Here is a 15,740-nt window from a genome sequence, read left to right on the forward strand (position 1 = left end):
CGCGTCGCCTAAATAACGACAATTGTGTAGCTACAAGATTTAACGGAGTTGCAATGACCCTCGCCGAACGCATCAAGCCGCAGCCGCTGCCGCGCGAACAGCTTGCCGGGCTTTCCGGCCGGGAAACGCTGGAAATGATATTGCGCGGCGAGTTGCCGGCGCCGCCCTTCGCGCCGACCATGCGGATCGACCTGGCCGAGGTCGGAGAAGGCCGCATCGTCTTCAGCGGGCAACCGGATTTCGCGTTCCTCAATCCGATGGGCACGGTGCATGGCGGCTGGATCGCGACGATCCTCGACAGCGCCATGGGGTGCGCGGTGCATTCGACGCTGAAGCCGGGCCAACTCTATGCGACGACGGCAATGACGATCAACTACGTGCGGCCGCTGACTGCCGATTCTGGCGAGGTGCGCTGCGAGGCGACGACGGTCTATTCGGGTGCGCGGATGGCAACCAGCGAAGGCCGGCTGATCGACGGCAAGGGCCGGTTGATCGCGCATGGCAGCGAGAGCTGCCTGGTGTTCGAGACAAAATGAAAGCCGCCGGACGCAAGGCCCGGCGGCTTGTTCGCACCCGCGTCGTTTAGCGGACGACGTAAACGATGCGGCGATCATCCGGATCGACCAGCGCCGGCTGGCCGTTCACATAGACATAACGGTATTCGTAGTCCGGGATCTCGCGGATTTCGACGTTTTCCGGAATGCCGGCGCCGACCACGACTTCACCGTCGAGATAGACCGGATCGACGCGGTTCTCGGTGATGTAGGTGCGCACTTCCGGAGGTGGCTCGGCTGCATTGCCGGCCGCGCCGCCAACCGCGATGCCGGCGACACCGCCGACAGCGGCACCGATCGGCCCGCCGATAAGCGCACCGGCAACGGCTCCGGTCGCGCCGCCAACGGCAGCACCCTCGGTTCCGCCATCAGGCGGCGGGATGATGGCTACTTTTGCTTCGGCGGGACGCTGGGTGAGGACGACCTGCTGGCCGCCGCCGAAATCCGCTGTCAGGTAGTCCGAATAGACCCAGCCCTGGCCGCCATTCGATGCAATCTGGCACCATTTGCTGCCTTCCAGGCAGCCGGTGATTTCGGTCGACTGGCCGGCGCCGACGACGCCGACGACCTCGTATTGAGGGCCGGGACCGGCGCGGACGTTCAGATCGGTGGTGGCTGTTGCGGTCGCTGCAAAAGCGGCGCCGGACATTGCGAGCAAGCCAAGGGCTGCCGCCGAAACGAGAAGCTTCGGTTTCATCATATTCACTCCAGTTGTACCCCTTCGGTGGCACTAACCGGATGAGGCGGGGTTTAGTTCCCTCTAAAATGCCAGCTGCACGGCCTCGCAGCGGCTATCAGCCAGTTGCGCCGCGACCTGCCGTGCCACCGCTTCGCCGGAAAGCCGCGCGCCGCCGCAGGTCTGGATCAAGGAACCGGCGAGCGCCTCGCCGGCGAAAAAGATTCGCTCGGCGACCGGCTCCATCAGGATCCTGCGCGCCTCGGCTTTACCCGGCCGCGCCGCGGCATAGGCGCCGCGGACGAAGCGCTCGCCGCCCCAGTTGGTCATCATGGCGCGGCCGACATGCTTCCTGACGTCGTTTCCGAAAATGCCGCAAAGCCGGTCGGTGACGAAGTCGACGCCGGCGGCCTCGCCCGCGGCGGAAACCTCCCAGGCGAAGTCGCCGCCGATGAAGCCGACCATAAGATCGAGGTCGAAAGGGAAACAGAGGAAGTAGATGTCGTGGCGCGCGATCCGTTCGATCAGCAGATCGTCGAACGGGCTGAGGCCAAGCCGGGTGCCGCGAATCTCGAGCGGGATCTTGGTCAGCATGCCCATGGGCAGGTCGAAGAAGGCAGAGAAATGGCTGTCGGGCAACAGGGGGCTGAACTCGATCTCCTCGAAGGCAAGCACGGCCGGCGACGCGGTGACGATGACGGCTTTCGCGCGGACGGTGCCGCGGTCGGTGACGCAGGCGACGCCGGGGACATCCCACAGGATCTTGCGCACCGGTGTCGAGAGCTCGACCGGCACGTCGGCGCCGAACCTGGCAACCAGCGCACCGAAGCCCTCGTAGGTGAAGTAGTTCGGCTCGAGGTCGGCGGCGGCCTTGAAGTCGGCGATGGAGATCTCGTCCTCGTCGGCGCCGAAGTCCATCGGCCCGGCGAAGGTCGCGGCCGCGCGCGTGGCGTGCCCCTTGGCGAGCAGCGACGACAGGCGGTCGTCCGTCCCTGTGTGGTTTTCGAGCAGTTCGGATATTTCCGTGTCGGCAGCCTTCATCGCGGCCTCCTCCTCCTCCGAGGCCTTGCGCTTGCGGTAATAAAGATGATCGACATTCATGTCGTGATGGTGGAGCGTCCAGCCGGCGGCCTCCGCCTCGGGAAAGTAAGGATTGCGGTCCGCGGCATGCAGCCATGCACAACCGATGTCGAACGGAACGCCGAAATGCTCCGTGGAGGTCCAGGCGCGGCCACCGATGCGGTTCATCGCCTCGAATACTTTGAAGGTCAGCCCTGCGGTGCGCAAGGACTTTGCCGCTGCAAGTCCGGCCGAGCCAGCACCGACGATCACAACATCGACATCTTCCATGGAATTTGCCCCCCTCAAGTTCTGTTCCACTTGATCTTAGGCAAGATTGTGCGTATCCGCCAGAAGGTCTCGGTTTGGCCGTAAACTTGACCTTAACGATGACAAACTGAATAGATGTTGGGAAAATCCGGCGATATGATTCAGGAAATTCTGAAGGAGAACGGCATGGCACGATCTGCCAAGGGAAAGTTTTTAGCAGTCGCTGCATTCGTCATGTTCGGAATGGCGGCAGGAAACGCCCAGGCGGCGACATGCGGCAACAACGCCGGCGGGTTCGAACAGTGGAAGGCAGAGTTCGCCAACGAGGCGAGAGCTGCCGGCGTCAAGAGCAAGGGTCTTTCAGCGCTGGCCGGCGCAAGATACGCCACGGCGACGATCAAAGCCGACCGCGCCGTCCACAAGGCGTTCAGCGGCTCGGTGGAATCTTTCATGAAGCGCCGCGGAGGTGCTGCCATCATCTCCAAGGGCCGTTCGCTGAAGAAGTCGAACGCGGCGCTCTTCAACAAGATCGAAAGCACCTATGGTGTGCCGCCCGGCGTGCTGCTCGCCATCTGGGGCATGGAGACCGGCTTCGGCTCATTTATGGGCAAGCAGAATACGGTCTCAGCCATCGTGACGCTCGCTTATGATTGCCGCCGCCCGGGTTTCTTTACCCCGCATGCCATTGGAGCACTCATGCTGGTTGATCGCGGCGCGCTGAGCGCCGGCTCGGTCGGCGCCATGCATGGCGAGATTGGACACACCCAGTTCCTGCCCGGGAATGTATTGCAATATGGCGTCGGCAACAAAAACCTGCGCGACAAAGGCACTGCTCTGGCCTCCACAGCCAACTTCCTCAGGGCGCATGGCTGGCGGGCCGGCGCAGGCTATGCGGGCAACATGGGTGCAATCGCGGGCTGGAACGCAGCCTCGGTCTATCAGCAGGCGATCGCCATCATCGGCGCCGAGATCGACGGCCAGTGAGATCTGCCTGCCTCATCGCAAAAGAAAAGCCCGGCTCAGGCCGGGTTTTTCATGTTCGCGACACGCCTACTGGACTTCGATCTGGTAGGAGCAGCCGGCCAGCGTCTTGCCGGGATGCGAATCGACGGTGGAGACATTGAGGGCGATGCGGGTCTTCAGCGTGATGCCGCCGTCCTCCTCGCTTTTCTCCACGATCACCTTTTCGCCGAGGAATTTTTCCGATGACGCCACGACGGGGGCGACGCCGAGCTTGTCGGCAAGCTCCTGCGGCGGCACGCCGTCGAGCACCATCATGGGGCCCGAACTGGTGAAGACGATATTGTCGGTCTGGTGGCCGAAAGCGGTGACCGGCGCCGGCAGCTTGAATTGGCCAAGCAGCGGATTGCCACTCTCGACCTCGGTCCAGCCGAGCTTTTCCAGCGCACCGTTTTCCTCGCCGGTCAGCCAGAAGGCAAAGTTGTTGTAGGTGGGGACGTCGGCCCTGCATTCGATCAGCGCCGCGAGATCGAGCGTCGCCGGATCGAAATCCTGGGCGCCGGCCGGCGCGGCGGCGGCAATCGAAAGCAGCATGGCGGCGCAACGGCGAAGGCGCATCAGGTTCACTCCTTGCGGTCGCGCGCGGCCAGCGTCCGCAGGCGCAGTGCATTGAGGCGGATGAAGCCGGCGGCATCCTTCTGATCGTAAGCGCCGCGATCGTCCTCGAAGGTGACAAGTGCATCGGAATAAAGCGACTTTTTCGAGCGGCGCCCGGTGACGATGACATTGCCCTTGTAGAGCTTGAGGCGAACCTCGCCCTCGACATCCTTCTGGCTCTTGTCGATCAGCGCCTGCAGCATCTCGCGTTCTGGCGAGAACCAGAAGCCATTGTAGATGAGTTCCGCATAACGCGGCATCAGCTCATCCTTGAGGTGCGCGGCGCCGCGGTCGAGGGTGATGGATTCGATGGCGCGGTGGGCGGCGAGCAAGATGGTGCCGCCGGGTGTTTCGTAGACGCCGCGCGATTTCATGCCGACGAAACGGTTCTCGACCAGGTCGAGGCGGCCGATGCCGTTGTCGCGGCCGAGATCGTTGAGTGCCGCGAGCAGTGTTGCGGGCGACAGCTTCTTGCCGTTGAGGGCGACCGGATCGCCGTTCCTGAATTCCAGCGTGATCTCGGTGACCACGTCCGGCGCGTCCATCGGTGAGACGGTGCGCTGGTGGACGAATTCCGGCGGCTCGTTCCACGGATCTTCCAGCACCTTACCTTCGGAAGAGGAGTGCAAGAGGTTGGCGTCGACCGAGAACGGCGCTTCGCCCTTTTTGTCCTTGGGCACCGGGATCTGGTGCTGTTCGGCGAAGTTCAGGAGATCGGTGCGCGACTTGAACGACCAGTCGCGCCACGGCGCAATGACCTTGATGTCCGGGTTGAGGGCATAGGCCGACAGCTCGAAGCGGACCTGGTCGTTGCCCTTGCCGGTGGCGCCGTGGGCAATCGCGTCGGCGCCGGTTTCGCGGGCGATGTCGACCAGGTGCTTGGAGATCAGCGGCCGGGCGATCGAGGTGCCGAGCAGATAGACGCCTTCATACTGTGCGTTGGCGCGGAACATCGGGAAGACGAAGTCGGAGACGAACTCCTCGCGGACATCCATGACGCGGATGTCCTTGATGCCCATCATCTCGGCCTTCTGGCGCGCCGGCTCGAGTTCGCCACCCTGGCCGAGGTCGGCGGTGAAGGTGACGACTTCGGCACCGAGTTCGGTTTGCAGCCATTTCAGGATGATCGAGGTGTCGAGACCGCCGGAATAGGCGAGCACGACCTTCTTGACGTCTTTCCACTTGGACATTCTTGAATTTCCAGCCTGGGGTTCGCGGGCGAGGTATCACGCCATTTCCGGTGTCCGCAAGAGATGAGCGCGAAAACGCCTGTCGCCCGGCTCGTCGCGGCGAGCGATATCCTCTTCAAACCGGGCTGCCTCCGCCGGCGGGATGCGCAATTTCATTAAATCTTTACCGATTCTTCCAACAGTGAATGGCTTTACGGGAGACCAGATGGGACAGCTGCTGCAGCCAGCGAAGATTGTGGTGCCGGCCGATTGCCGGTTCCTGGCTGCCCTGGCGGCTGGTTTGCTCCTTTCGCTTTCTTCCGCAGCAGCCCAGGGCGACTGGCAGGAGGCCGGTTCCGGCGCCGTCGCCATCCTACCGCCGCCGCTCGACTCCACGGGGATCACCGGTGGTTCGCTGCATTGCGCCGAGCAGCGCTGGAACTTCCTGCTGAGGGTGGACCCCGCGGCGGCCGGGATCGCCGGCGACGACGCGCGGCTGACGATCGGCCGCGAGGAGTTTCCCGCCAAGGCGAACCGGACCGGCGCCGGCATCACGGTTTCTGTCCTGCCGGAGGCGCTTGAAGCGCTGAAGGCCGGCAACCGCGTTTCGATCACCGGCGGGAGCGGCAGTGAGCCGGCACAAGCAACGTTCCCGCTCGGCGGATCGCGCAAGGCGATCGAGGCGGTCGCGCCGCGCTGCAGCCAGGTCGACATGTCGGCGTATGACCGGATCGCATTCTCCGAAACCGGTCCCGGCGTCGAGCCGGCGAAAGCACTGCTTGCCGGCGAGATCAAGCGCTTCCGTTCGGCGACGGGAAAATCCCCGGCGGTGGCGGCGGTTGTCGTCGACCTCGAAGCGGACAGGAAGCTTCTGTTCGCCACGCTGTGCGGTTCGACAAGCTATTTCGGCGAGTCCGGATGCAGCCTTACCGGCTATGCGACGGAAAATGCAGCCGCGGAATGGAAGGAGGTCTACTCCACCGACGGGCTGCTCCTGCACACCGACCCGAAGGTTGCGAAGGATGGCTGGCCGGACCTGTTGACCTTGCCCACCGCCGGCGGCACCGAAGCGAGCCGCTGGCGCTGGGACGGCGGCGCCTATGCGATCCCGGATGGCGGCGCAGCCAATACGAAGCAGCGCGCCGAAGATCTGCCGGTTCCTGGATTACGCACTCGGACGGCGACGTGGCCGCAACTGGGTCCAGAGGTCGTAAGCCGCGAGCGCGAGGCCGAGTAGGATTGCGCCAGCCAGGTCCACGCGTGGCACGAACCACAGAACGACGCTGAAGAAGCCCGCCAGAGACAGGAAGGCGAGGAAGGCGAAGAGGCGTTTTCTGATCATGCCAAGGTCTCCGTTTATCCGCCCGTCAGCCGTAGATGAGGTTCGGCAGCCAGTAGACGATCTGCGGGAATATATAGATCAGGACCATGCACAGGATCACGATCAGCATATAGGGCATCATGCCGCGAAATATGTCCGAGATCCGCACATGCGCCGGCGCGATACCCTTGAGGTAATAAGCCGACATGGCCATCGGCGGCGACAGGAACGCCGTCTGCAGATTGACCGCCACCAGGATGCCGAAGAATAACGGATCGATGCCGAAATGCGGCAGCAGCGGCAGGAAGATCGGGATGAAGATGACGATGATCTCCGTCCATTCGAGCGGCCAGCCGAGGATGAAGATGATCAGCTGAGCGACGATCAGGAACATCAGCGGCGACATGTCGAGCCCGGTGACGAACTCGCTGATGAACTGCTGGCCGCCGAGATAGGCGAAGATAGACGCAAACGTCGCCGAGCCGACAAACAGCCAGCACACCATCGCCGAGGTGCGGGCGGTGAGGTAGACGCTTTCCTTCAGCCGCTGCCAGGTCAGCGCCCGATACGCGACCGCGAGCAGCAGCCCGCCGAGCGCACCGATCGCGGCGGCCTCCGAAGGGGTCGCGAAGCCGAAAAGGATGGCGCCGAGAACGGCAAGGATGAGGAAGGCGAGCGGCACGAAGGAGGTAAACATCATCCAGCATATCTGGACGAACGAATGATCGCCGATCTGCTCCTTGGTCGGTTTCGGCGCAAGATGCGGTTGCAGGACGGCCTTGCCGACGACGTAGACGAGATAGAGACCCGCCAGAAAGAGGCCAGGCAGAAGTGCGGCCGCATACATCCGCACCACCGAAACGCCGGAGGTCGCCGCATAGACGATCAGCAGGATCGAGGGTGGGATCAGAATGCCGAGCGTGCCGCCGGCGCAAATGACGCCGGAGGCGTATCTGACATCGTATTTGGCCTTCAGCATGGCCGGAAAGGCAAGCAGTCCCATCAGGGTGACGACGGCGCCGACGATACCTGTAGCGGTCGCGAAAAGCGTGCAGGTGACGAGTGCCGCCACGGCCATCGATCCAGGAATGCGTCGCGTCGCGATAAAGAGGGTGTTGAACAGCCGATCGACGATGTTTGCCCGCTCCACGATGTAGCCCATAAAGAGGAAGAGCGGGATCGCGGTCAGCACGTCGTTGGACATGACCGAATAGGTCTGGTTGACGAACAGATCGAAGATGCGGTTGTTGAAGAAGCCGCCGACCCAGGTTTCGGTCAGCGTCCAGCCATCGGCGCCGGACTCCACCGCCCGCTCGTAGCTGCGCCACATGCGGTCGGCATCGAAATAGGCGTAGTAGCCGAACGCCACCCCGAGCGCCATGAGGGTGAAGGCGACCGGAAAACCCAGGAATATCGCCAGGATAAGAATAAGGAGCATGCCAACGGCAATTTGCGGATCGCTCATTGGTCGTCCTTCCTGTTGATGTCCGGACTATAGCCGGAGGGGATGTCGATGGCCTCGGAACCGTGCTTCAGCACGTCGAGCGTCTGCGCCTGCATTAGGACCTTTTCCGTCTCCTCGACGTCTTCCTCGGCGCGAAGCCACTCGCCCGTGCGCAGGCAGATGACGCAGCGGAACACTTGCGCGATACCCTGGATGAAGAGCAGGATCCCGGCCGCGACAATGACCGACTTGAGCTGGAAGATCGGGATTCCGGCGGGGCTGTTGGAGCTCACCTCGAAATAGCGCCAGGAGCGCGCCGAATATTTCCAGCCGGCGAAGACCAGCGCCAGCACTCCGGGAAAGAAAAACAGGAAGTAGAGCACCAGCTCGACGCCCGCCTGGGTACGGGGCTGCCACAGGCGGTAGATGAAGTCGCCGCGCACATGGCCGTCGCGCGAGAGCGTGTAGGCCCCCGCCATCATGAACAGGGTTCCGTAGAGCATGTAGGAAAGGTCGAATGCCCAGGGCGTCGGCGCGGTGAAGGCATAGCGCACGACCACTTCGTAGCCGATGCCGAACGCCATCACGATGATGCACCAGGCGAAGACCTTGCCGAACCATGCCGACAGGTCATCCGCAAACCGAATGTAGCCTTCCATGACAGTTGCCTCAGCACGCGGTTCAGGATGGTGACGGAGCGAACCGGTTCGCTCCGTCACGGGGTCTCAAAACACCAATGACGTCAGATCTTGTCCGGGAAATAGTGCTGATAGGCGAGTTGATAGTCTGGAGCATTGAGCAGGCTGTAATAAACGACACGCTCGCACCAGGCTTTCTGGCTGTCCACCACCTTCTTAAAATAGGGGTCTTCCATCAGCGGCGGAAGGATCTTGTCCCAGGCTTCCAGCTGCGCCTTGAGCACCGAGTCGGGGGTGCGCTTCACGTTGACGCCGGATTCGGTCTGCAGCTTCTGCAGATCGGCCGAATATTGCTGCATCGCCAGCGAATAATTGGCGAGGTGCGCCGCTTCGACGCCGTATTTCAGGATCGCCTGAAGGTCGGGATCGAGGCCCTCGAACGTGTCCCTGTTGAAGATGTATTCGAAGGATTCGGAAGCCTGGTGGTAGGAAGCCAGCATGTAGTTCTTGGCCACGTCCTGGGCGCCGAAGCGCATATCGGACGTCGGGTTGTTGAACTCGAAACCGTCGATGACGCCGCGCTCCATGGCCGGCACGATTTCGCCGCCGGGAAGCTGCGACACCGCCGCGCCCATTGATTGGAACAGGTCGGCCGCCAGACCGACGGTGCGGTATTTCAGACCTTGCAGTTGGGCAGCGTCCGTGATCTCGCCCTTGAACCAACCGAGCGGCTGGGCCGGCATGCCGAAGGACAGGAAGCCGACGATGTTGAGGCCGAGAATGTCCTGGGTAAGCTCGCGATAGAACTCCTGGCCGCCGCCATGATAGAGCCAGGCGATCATCTGGTTGGCGTCGCCGCCGAAGACCGGGCCGGTGCCGAACAACGAGGCGGCCTTGTTCTTGCCGTACCAGTAGACCGGCACGGTATGGGCCGCATCGATCGTCCCGTCATGGCAAGCGTCCTGCACCTGGAAGGCACCGACAACGGCGCCGGCGGGCAGCAGATCGATCTTGATGCGGTTGTTCGACATTTCCTGGACGCGCTGCACATATTGCGCGGCCATCTCCTGGAAGATGTCCGAGGCGGGCCATGACGATTGCATCTTCAGCGTCACCGGTGCCTGGGCCAACACGGCCGGCGCGGCGAGCGTGGCGCCGACGGCCGCGGTTCCCCCCAACGCGGAAGATTTCAGGAATCTGCGGCGTGAGATCGGTTTCTCGGTCATTGAAGTTCCTCCCTTGAGTGATGGTTTCTTGTTGTTCGCGAAAGTTAGCATATTGAATACGTTACGCCACGCAAGTCAGTCAAAGGACGTAAATGTCCTACGATTGGCCTATCTGGCGGGTATTGCGGACTTCCATTATAGGAACGGGCGTCCAAGCAGGTGGAACGCTCCAATGTCCTTCATCCCCGACTGGCCGATCATCCTCCAGTTCGCCATCGCGACCTTCATCATCGCCATCACGCCGGGACCGGATATGACGCTGTTCGTCGGGCGGGCGCTCTCGGAAGGCCGAGCCGCGGGATTTGCGTGCATGTTCGGGGCAATGAGCGGCATCATCATCCACACGACGCTGGTGGCGCTCGGCCTGTCGGCGCTGATCGTTGCTTCGCCCGAGGCTTTTCTGGTGCTGAAGATCGGCGGCGCCGGTTATCTGGTCTGGCTCGCGTACCAGGCGATCCGTCACGGCTCGGCGTTTTCACCCGAGAAGAAAAGTGGCCAGCAGCGATCTCTCTTCCAGAACTGGGCGATGGGGCTTGGCATCAATCTGCTCAACCCCAAGATCATCCTGTTCTTCATGACCTTTCTGCCGCAATTCGTCTCGGCCAGCGATCCGCATGCGCCGGGCAAGCTGTTCTTCCTCGGGCTGCTGTTCATCCCGCTGTCGCTGCCGGTGACGGCGCCGATGGTGATCGCCGCCGACCGCTTCGCCGGGCTGCTTCGGAAAAGCCCAAGGGTGACACGCGTGGTCGACTATCTGTTTGCGGGCGTATTCTCGGCATTTGCGCTGAAGATCCTGACCGCCCAGGCGAAGTAGACTGGCGTTCGATCAGAACGTTTTGGCGCCGTTGACCATCAGCCGGACCATGTAGAGCGACGTCGTGCCGGCAATGTAGAGGCAGTTGCGCTTGATGCCGCCGAAGACGCAATTGGCGGTGACTTCCGGCACCTTGACCTTGCCGATCAGCGTGCCGTCGGGATCGTAGCAATGGATGCCGTCGCCGGCGCTGGTCCAGATGCGGCCCTGGTCGTCGAGGCGAAATCCGTCGAACACGCCGGCGGTGCAATTGGCGAATGGCCGCCCATTAGAAAGCGCGCTGCCGGCGCCGACATCGAAGACCCGCATGTGCACCGGGCTGTCACTGCGGCCGGTGTCGCTGACGTAGAGTTTTTTCTCGTCGGGCGAAAAGGCCAGGCCGTTCGGCTGGATCATGTCGGTAATGACGGCCTCGACGCCGCCGCCGGCGGGGTCGACGCGGTAGACCTGCGACTTGCCGATCTCGCTCTCCGCCTTGTCGCCCTCGTAGTCGGAATCGATGCCGTAGGTCGGATCGCTGAACCAGATCGAACCATCGGATTTGACCACCACGTCGTTGGGTGAATTCAGCCGCTTGCCCTGCCAGCGATCGGCGATGGTGGTGATCGTCCCGTCATGCTCGGTGCGGCTGACACGCCGGCCTGAATGCTCGCAGGAGACGAGCCTGCCCTGGCGGTCGACGGTGTGACCGTTGGTGTTTCCGGACGGCTCCCGGAATACGCTAACCTGGCCGTCGGTCTCGTCGTAGCGCAGCATGCGGTTGTTGGGGATGTCCGACCAGAGCAGATAACGCCCAGCGGGGAAGTAGACCGTGCCCTCCGCCCAGCGGCAGCCGGTGAACAGCTTGTCGACATGCGCGCTGCTGTTGAACAGGCCTGAGAACCGCGGGTCGAGAATTTCGTAATAGTCTGCCGCGGCCATACTTCTTCCCCCCATCGATTTGATGGAAGAGGCTAATCCGCACCGTTGCCGGTTGCAATGCCGGCAGGTCAGCTACGCGGCGGCGAACGCCAGCCGCCGGCCATGCGTCCGGCGACTGCCCAATAGGCAATGCCGCCGACGATGCCGCTGCCGGCGAGCGCCAGCGCAATGATCGGATTGGCGGCTGTCCAGTCGCCGGGGCCCGATGCCTGCCAGAAATAGCCGGCGGTCACCACGGCGGCGACCACGCCGCCGCCGATCGCGTGGAAGAGCCAATCGCGCTTGCCGGCCAGTTCGGCGATCACGATGAAGACAAGCGAGGGCGTGAATGCCAGCCAGGCCACGAAAATCGCCACGAAAGGAACCGCGACGATCGAACTGCCGCGGATGGCGTCGGGCAGGGCAGAAGCCGGAAGATCGAGTGTGCCGATGAGAAGAAGGTTGAGGAAAGCACTGGCCGCGAGCGATGCGGCGACGTAACCGGCCAGGATGATAAAAAGCCTGCCGAGACGGGAAAGAAGACTGGTCATTATGCAGACGCTCCCGGGTCGGTTCGCGCAACGATGGCGGCCGCGATTTCCCCGGCGTCGCCGGAAATGCGCAGCGTCTTCAGCCGGGAGGTGGCGCCGGCGGTCACCGTGACGTCGCGCTTCGGCCGGCCAAGCCATGTTGCGATCAGTTTTTCGAGCGCGGCATTGGCCGCGCCGTCCTCGGGCACCGCGCGGACCCGCGCCTTCAGATGGCTGGAGCCGTCCGCGGACGTTGCGATGCCCTCAACGGTGTCCGCCGAGGACCTTGGCGTCAGACGCACGAACAGGTCGACACCGTCAGTGCGCGGTTTGAAGAAACCGCCCATCGGCCCGTCCGGTCAAATGACAGCCGGGGCGACTGTCTGGATGATAAACTGGCGAATGAAGAAGATGATCAGCAGCAGGATGATCGGGGAAATGTCGATGCCGCCGAGGTCGGGGAGGAGGCGCCGGATCGGTCTCAGCGCCGGCTCGGTGATGCGAAACAGCGCATTGCCGATCGTCATCACCACCTGGTTGCGCGGGTTGACCACGTTGAATGCGTAAAGCCAGGAGAAGATCGCCGAGGCAATGAGCAGCCACCAGTAGATGTCGAGCGCCAGAACAACGGTCTGGATAAGAGCAAGCATGCCGGTCTCCTTTCTGGCGCGCCGCGTCCTCCCAATGGCGAGGACGCACCGACGCTTGAATCGACGCATCGGAACCGTTTGGGGAATCGATTCCCGATTTCCGTCCGAAGCGCTGGTTCCGCGACATGTAGCCACTGGCTGCGATCGCGGCAAGTGCGCGCAGTCGCAGCCGATCGCACGCTTGACAGCGGGCGGCACCCCACACTAAATGCGCCGCATCCGCTGGACGGGGCTGTAGCTCAGCTGGGAGAGCGCGTCGTTCGCAATGACGAGGTCAGGAGTTCGATCCTCCTCAGCTCCACCAGCGGAATTCACTTTGTGCTCAGTTTTGCGCCACCCGCGCCGCTTCGCGGATGCGCCGGCGCTCGCGGAACCGGCCCCATTGCTGATCGACCAGCACGCCGACAAGAATGACCGTGCCCATGACCGCGAAGTTGAGCGATGACGGGATGCCGAGCAAATTGACCAGGTTCTGCAGGATCTGGAGCAGGATCGTTCCGAGAATGACCCCGATGATCGACCCCTCGCCGCCGCGCAGGGAAAAACCGCCCAGCACCGCCGCCGCGATGGCGTAGAGCTCGTAGAAATTGGCGTGGCCGGAGGGCTGGACGGAGCGGGTGTACATGGCAAAGAAGATCGCCGCGAGCGCCGTAAGTGCTGCGCAGATCACATAGGCCGCGATAACCACAAGATCGGTGCGGATGCCGGAGAATCTCGCCGCTTCCTCGTTCTTGCCAACCGCGTAGAGGTAGCGCCCGAACACCGATCGGTGCAGCACGATCCAGGCGATGATCGCGACCACCACCAGCACATAGACCGAAGTCGGGATGCCGAAGGGCCGTGCGACGAAGAAATCGAGGCCCGGATAGGTGCTGCCGAAGGGGAAGCCGGCGGTGGCATCGGCTGTATAGCCGCGCGCCACGCCGCGATAGATCAGCAGGCCGCACAGCGTCACCACGAAGGGCTGCATGCGCAGTTTTGTGATCAGCAGGCCGTGGGCCAACCCCAACGCCAGGCCGAGCGCCATGACGATTGCCGCCGCGACCGGCCAGGGAATGCCCATGCGGCCGACCATGTCGACGAAAAGCACCCCGAGCAGCGCGATCATCGAGCCGACCGACAGCTCGATGCCGCCGGTGATGATGACGAAACCCTGCCCGATGGCAAACAGGCCGAACAGGCCGATGAGATTGGCGGTGTTGGCGAGGTTGTTGGGCGAAAGGAACAACGGGTTGCGCAGATAGACGACAAGGCCGACCACGAGGATGAGAACCAGTAATCCGAGGTCTTTCTTGTTCACGTGCTTGCTCCCGTCTCGTCCACGTTGCCGCCCACAGCCAGCGTCAGCACGTTTTCCTCGCTGAACCGGTCGCGCGTCAGCGAGCCGGAGATGCGGCCCTCATGCATAACGGCGATGCGGTCGGACACGCCGATCACCTCCTCCATATCGGAGGAGATCATCAGCACGGCGACGCCGGCATCGGCCAGGCCGCGCATCAGCCGGTAGATCTCGAATTTGGCGCCGACGTCGATGCCGCGCGTCGGTTCGTCGAGGATGATGACCTGGGGGTTCATCGCCAGCCACTTGGCGAGCGCCACTTTCTGCTGGTTGCCGCCCGACAGCGCACCTGCGCGTGTCTTGACGTTCGGGGCGCGGATGTCGAGTTCGACCTTGCTGCGCTCGCCACGCGCGTTTTCGGCTTTCGGCGAGACGATGCCGCCGCGCGAGTAGGCCGGCAGATTTGGCAGGGTGATGTTCTGGGCGATCGACAGGTCGAGCAGGATGCCGGCGCTCTTGCGGTCCTCGGGCACGAGGAAGATGCCGCGCGTCGCGGTATCGCCCGCCGTCCCGAGGGCGAGCGGCTTCCCCTCGAAGAGAATGGTGCCGCCGTAGCTCGGGTCGATGCCGAAGATGACGCGGGCAAGCTCGCTGCGGCCCGAGCCGACCAATCCGGCAAGCCCGAGGATTTCGCCGCGATTGAGGTCGAGCGAGACCGGCTGCCTGGGATAGGCGGCAGTCCTGATGTCGCGCGCCGACAGGGCGACCTGGCCGCGCGGCGCCGACGGCGGTGTGTAGACCACCTTGAGCTCCCGTCCGATCATCATCCGGACCAGCTTCTGGTAATTGATCTCGGCGCGGTCGAGATTGCCGACGAACTGGCCGTCGCGCAGCACGATCACTCGGTCGCAGGCGCTCTCGATCTCGTGCAGCCGGTGCGAAATGAAGATGACGGCGATGCCCTCGGTCTTAAGCGCGCGAATGACTTCCAGCAGCTTCTCCGTCTCGTGCAACGGCAGGCTCGAGGTCGGCTCGTCGAGGATGATGAGACGCGCGTCATAGCTCAGTGCCTTGGCGATCTCGACGATCTGCCGCTGGGCGAGCGACAGCTTGCGGACGGGCGCTTGCGGGCTGAAATTGGCGCCCAGCCTGCGCAGGAGCGGCGCGACCGCAGCCGACTGCCGCTCGGTGTCGACGATCTTGAAGAGGCCATAGCTGCACGGTTCCCGGCCGATGAAGACATTGGCCGCCACGTCGAGATTGTCGAACAGGTTGAGTTCCTGGTGCACAAACGCGATGCCGGCGCGGATCGACTCGCTCACCGTGAAAGACTGGCTTGTCACGCCGTCGATGTCGATCGTGCCGCCGTCGGGCGCTACGACACCACCCAGGATCTTCATGAGGGTAGACTTGCCGGCACCGTTTTCGCCGACGATGCCGATCACCTCACCGGGACGCACTTCGAGGTCGAAGCCAGCCAGCGCGACCACGCCGGGATAGACCTTACGCACGCCGCTCAGCCGTAGAAACGGCGGCGCGGCGGCATTCGGCTCTGGCTCTGGTGACGGGGCGCTCATGCGATGCGGAAGCCCA

Annotated in this window: 17 protein-coding genes and 1 tRNA gene; 5 read left to right on the top strand and 13 right to left on the bottom strand. The window is 63.2% G+C overall.

What is annotated here, in order from left to right:
- Positions 1–53: 53 nt before the first annotated feature.
- Positions 54–536: a PaaI family thioesterase gene (locus tag OHD58_RS04415; RefSeq protein ID WP_263801850.1), complete on the top strand. Its 483-nt coding sequence runs from the start codon at positions 54–56 to the stop codon at positions 534–536.
- Positions 537–582: 46 nt separating this feature from the next.
- Here the strand turns inward: OHD58_RS04415 and OHD58_RS04420 are convergent, their stop codons facing one another.
- Together OHD58_RS04420 and OHD58_RS04425 are read right to left on the bottom strand one after the other, a co-directional pair.
- Complete coding sequence (locus OHD58_RS04420; protein WP_263801851.1) at positions 583–1,251, bottom strand: DUF1236 domain-containing protein; 669 nt, start codon at positions 1,249–1,251, stop codon at positions 583–585.
- Positions 1,252–1,314: 63 nt separating this feature from the next.
- Positions 1,315–2,580, bottom strand: a complete 1,266-nt coding sequence (locus tag OHD58_RS04425) for a flavin monoamine oxidase family protein (protein WP_263801852.1) — start codon at positions 2,578–2,580, stop codon at positions 1,315–1,317.
- Positions 2,581–2,745: 165 nt separating this feature from the next.
- Here OHD58_RS04425 and OHD58_RS04430 point away from each other — a divergent pair, with 165 nt between their 5' ends.
- Positions 2,746–3,543, top strand: coding sequence for a lytic transglycosylase domain-containing protein (locus OHD58_RS04430; protein WP_263801853.1), 798 nt, complete (start codon positions 2,746–2,748; stop codon positions 3,541–3,543).
- Between the two features lie 66 nt (positions 3,544–3,609).
- On the opposite strand, the gene OHD58_RS04435 is transcribed toward OHD58_RS04430, so the two are convergent.
- Together OHD58_RS04435 and OHD58_RS04440 are read right to left on the bottom strand one after the other, a co-directional pair.
- Positions 3,610–4,137: a hypothetical protein gene (locus tag OHD58_RS04435; protein ID WP_263801854.1), complete on the bottom strand. Its 528-nt coding sequence runs from the start codon at positions 4,135–4,137 to the stop codon at positions 3,610–3,612.
- A 5-nt stretch (positions 4,138–4,142) separates the two neighbouring features.
- Positions 4,143–5,366, bottom strand: a complete 1,224-nt coding sequence (locus OHD58_RS04440; protein ID WP_263801855.1) for an argininosuccinate synthase — start codon at positions 5,364–5,366, stop codon at positions 4,143–4,145.
- A gap of 205 nt (positions 5,367–5,571) precedes the next feature.
- Here OHD58_RS04440 and OHD58_RS04445 point away from each other — a divergent pair, with 205 nt between their 5' ends.
- On the top strand, positions 5,572–6,582 hold the full coding sequence (locus OHD58_RS04445; protein WP_263801856.1) for a hypothetical protein: 1,011 nt from the start codon (positions 5,572–5,574) through the stop codon (positions 6,580–6,582).
- A gap of 130 nt (positions 6,583–6,712) precedes the next feature.
- Here the strand turns inward: OHD58_RS04445 and OHD58_RS04450 are convergent, their stop codons facing one another.
- The 3 genes from OHD58_RS04450 to OHD58_RS04460 form a co-directional block, all read right to left on the bottom strand.
- Positions 6,713–8,131 carry a TRAP transporter large permease gene (locus tag OHD58_RS04450; RefSeq protein ID WP_263801857.1) on the bottom strand — a complete coding sequence of 473 codons (1,419 nt, stop codon included), beginning with the start codon at positions 8,129–8,131 and terminating at the stop codon, positions 6,713–6,715.
- Complete coding sequence (locus OHD58_RS04455; RefSeq protein ID WP_263801858.1) at positions 8,128–8,769, bottom strand: TRAP transporter small permease subunit; 642 nt, start codon at positions 8,767–8,769, stop codon at positions 8,128–8,130. Before OHD58_RS04455 ends, OHD58_RS04450 begins: the two co-directional genes overlap by 4 nt.
- A gap of 83 nt (positions 8,770–8,852) precedes the next feature.
- The gene (locus OHD58_RS04460) at positions 8,853–9,974 is read right to left on the bottom strand and encodes a TRAP transporter substrate-binding protein (protein ID WP_263801859.1); all 1,122 of its coding nucleotides are present in this window, start codon (positions 9,972–9,974) and stop codon (positions 8,853–8,855) included.
- A gap of 172 nt (positions 9,975–10,146) precedes the next feature.
- On the opposite strand from OHD58_RS04460, the gene OHD58_RS04465 reads away from it, so the two are divergent.
- Positions 10,147–10,788 carry a LysE family translocator gene (locus OHD58_RS04465; protein ID WP_263801860.1) on the top strand — a complete coding sequence of 214 codons (642 nt, stop codon included), beginning with the start codon at positions 10,147–10,149 and terminating at the stop codon, positions 10,786–10,788.
- Positions 10,789–10,800: 12 nt separating this feature from the next.
- Here the strand turns inward: OHD58_RS04465 and OHD58_RS04470 are convergent, their stop codons facing one another.
- From OHD58_RS04470 to OHD58_RS04485, 4 genes are all read right to left on the bottom strand, one after another.
- Positions 10,801–11,709 carry an SMP-30/gluconolactonase/LRE family protein gene (locus OHD58_RS04470; protein ID WP_263801861.1) on the bottom strand — a complete coding sequence of 303 codons (909 nt, stop codon included), beginning with the start codon at positions 11,707–11,709 and terminating at the stop codon, positions 10,801–10,803.
- 68 nt (positions 11,710–11,777) lie between these two features.
- On the bottom strand, positions 11,778–12,239 hold the full coding sequence (locus OHD58_RS04475) for a hypothetical protein (RefSeq protein WP_263801862.1): 462 nt from the start codon (positions 12,237–12,239) through the stop codon (positions 11,778–11,780).
- Positions 12,239–12,565 carry a DUF167 family protein gene (locus OHD58_RS04480; RefSeq protein WP_263801863.1) on the bottom strand — a complete coding sequence of 109 codons (327 nt, stop codon included), beginning with the start codon at positions 12,563–12,565 and terminating at the stop codon, positions 12,239–12,241. Before OHD58_RS04480 ends, OHD58_RS04475 begins: the two co-directional genes overlap by 1 nt.
- A 12-nt stretch (positions 12,566–12,577) precedes the next feature.
- Positions 12,578–12,868, bottom strand: coding sequence for a YggT family protein (locus tag OHD58_RS04485; protein ID WP_263801864.1), 291 nt, complete (start codon positions 12,866–12,868; stop codon positions 12,578–12,580).
- Between the two features lie 228 nt (positions 12,869–13,096).
- Between OHD58_RS04485 and OHD58_RS04490 the strand changes: the two genes are divergently transcribed.
- Positions 13,097–13,172, top strand: a tRNA-Ala gene (locus tag OHD58_RS04490).
- A gap of 18 nt (positions 13,173–13,190) precedes the next feature.
- Here OHD58_RS04490 and OHD58_RS04495 read toward each other — a convergent pair.
- Together OHD58_RS04495 and OHD58_RS04500 are read right to left on the bottom strand one after the other, a co-directional pair.
- Positions 13,191–14,168: an ABC transporter permease gene (locus tag OHD58_RS04495; protein WP_263801865.1), complete on the bottom strand. Its 978-nt coding sequence runs from the start codon at positions 14,166–14,168 to the stop codon at positions 13,191–13,193.
- On the bottom strand, positions 14,165–15,724 hold the full coding sequence (locus OHD58_RS04500) for a sugar ABC transporter ATP-binding protein (protein ID WP_263802691.1): 1,560 nt from the start codon (positions 15,722–15,724) through the stop codon (positions 14,165–14,167). Before OHD58_RS04500 ends, OHD58_RS04495 begins: the two co-directional genes overlap by 4 nt.
- Positions 15,725–15,740: the final 16 nt, after the last annotated feature.

It is taken from the genome of Mesorhizobium sp. ZC-5 (assembly GCF_025753855.1).
GTDB lineage: Bacteria > Pseudomonadota > Alphaproteobacteria > Rhizobiales > Rhizobiaceae > Neomesorhizobium.

Excerpts from the sequence above, each read along its gene's own strand:
- OHD58_RS04415 (WP_263801850.1), top strand. The coding sequence starts at position 54 with ATGACCCTCGCCGAACGCATCAAGCCGCAGCCGCTGCCGCGCGAACAG.
- OHD58_RS04420 (WP_263801851.1), bottom strand. The coding sequence starts at position 1,251 with ATGAAACCGAAGCTTCTCGTTTCGGCGGCAGCCCTTGGCTTGCTCGCA.
- OHD58_RS04425 (WP_263801852.1), bottom strand. The coding sequence starts at position 2,580 with ATGGAAGATGTCGATGTTGTGATCGTCGGTGCTGGCTCGGCCGGACTT.
- OHD58_RS04430 (WP_263801853.1), top strand. The coding sequence starts at position 2,746 with ATGGCACGATCTGCCAAGGGAAAGTTTTTAGCAGTCGCTGCATTCGTC.
- OHD58_RS04435 (WP_263801854.1), bottom strand. The coding sequence starts at position 4,137 with ATGCGCCTTCGCCGTTGCGCCGCCATGCTGCTTTCGATTGCCGCCGCC.
- OHD58_RS04440 (WP_263801855.1), bottom strand. The coding sequence starts at position 5,366 with ATGTCCAAGTGGAAAGACGTCAAGAAGGTCGTGCTCGCCTATTCCGGC.
- OHD58_RS04445 (WP_263801856.1), top strand. The coding sequence starts at position 5,572 with ATGGGACAGCTGCTGCAGCCAGCGAAGATTGTGGTGCCGGCCGATTGC.
- OHD58_RS04450 (WP_263801857.1), bottom strand. The coding sequence starts at position 8,131 with ATGAGCGATCCGCAAATTGCCGTTGGCATGCTCCTTATTCTTATCCTG.
- OHD58_RS04455 (WP_263801858.1), bottom strand. The coding sequence starts at position 8,769 with ATGGAAGGCTACATTCGGTTTGCGGATGACCTGTCGGCATGGTTCGGC.
- OHD58_RS04460 (WP_263801859.1), bottom strand. The coding sequence starts at position 9,974 with ATGACCGAGAAACCGATCTCACGCCGCAGATTCCTGAAATCTTCCGCG.
- OHD58_RS04465 (WP_263801860.1), top strand. The coding sequence starts at position 10,147 with ATGTCCTTCATCCCCGACTGGCCGATCATCCTCCAGTTCGCCATCGCG.
- OHD58_RS04470 (WP_263801861.1), bottom strand. The coding sequence starts at position 11,709 with ATGGCCGCGGCAGACTATTACGAAATTCTCGACCCGCGGTTCTCAGGC.
- OHD58_RS04475 (WP_263801862.1), bottom strand. The coding sequence starts at position 12,239 with ATGACCAGTCTTCTTTCCCGTCTCGGCAGGCTTTTTATCATCCTGGCC.
- OHD58_RS04480 (WP_263801863.1), bottom strand. The coding sequence starts at position 12,565 with ATGGGCGGTTTCTTCAAACCGCGCACTGACGGTGTCGACCTGTTCGTG.
- OHD58_RS04485 (WP_263801864.1), bottom strand. The coding sequence starts at position 12,868 with ATGCTTGCTCTTATCCAGACCGTTGTTCTGGCGCTCGACATCTACTGG.
- OHD58_RS04500 (WP_263802691.1), bottom strand. The coding sequence starts at position 15,724 with ATGAGCGCCCCGTCACCAGAGCCAGAGCCGAATGCCGCCGCGCCGCCG.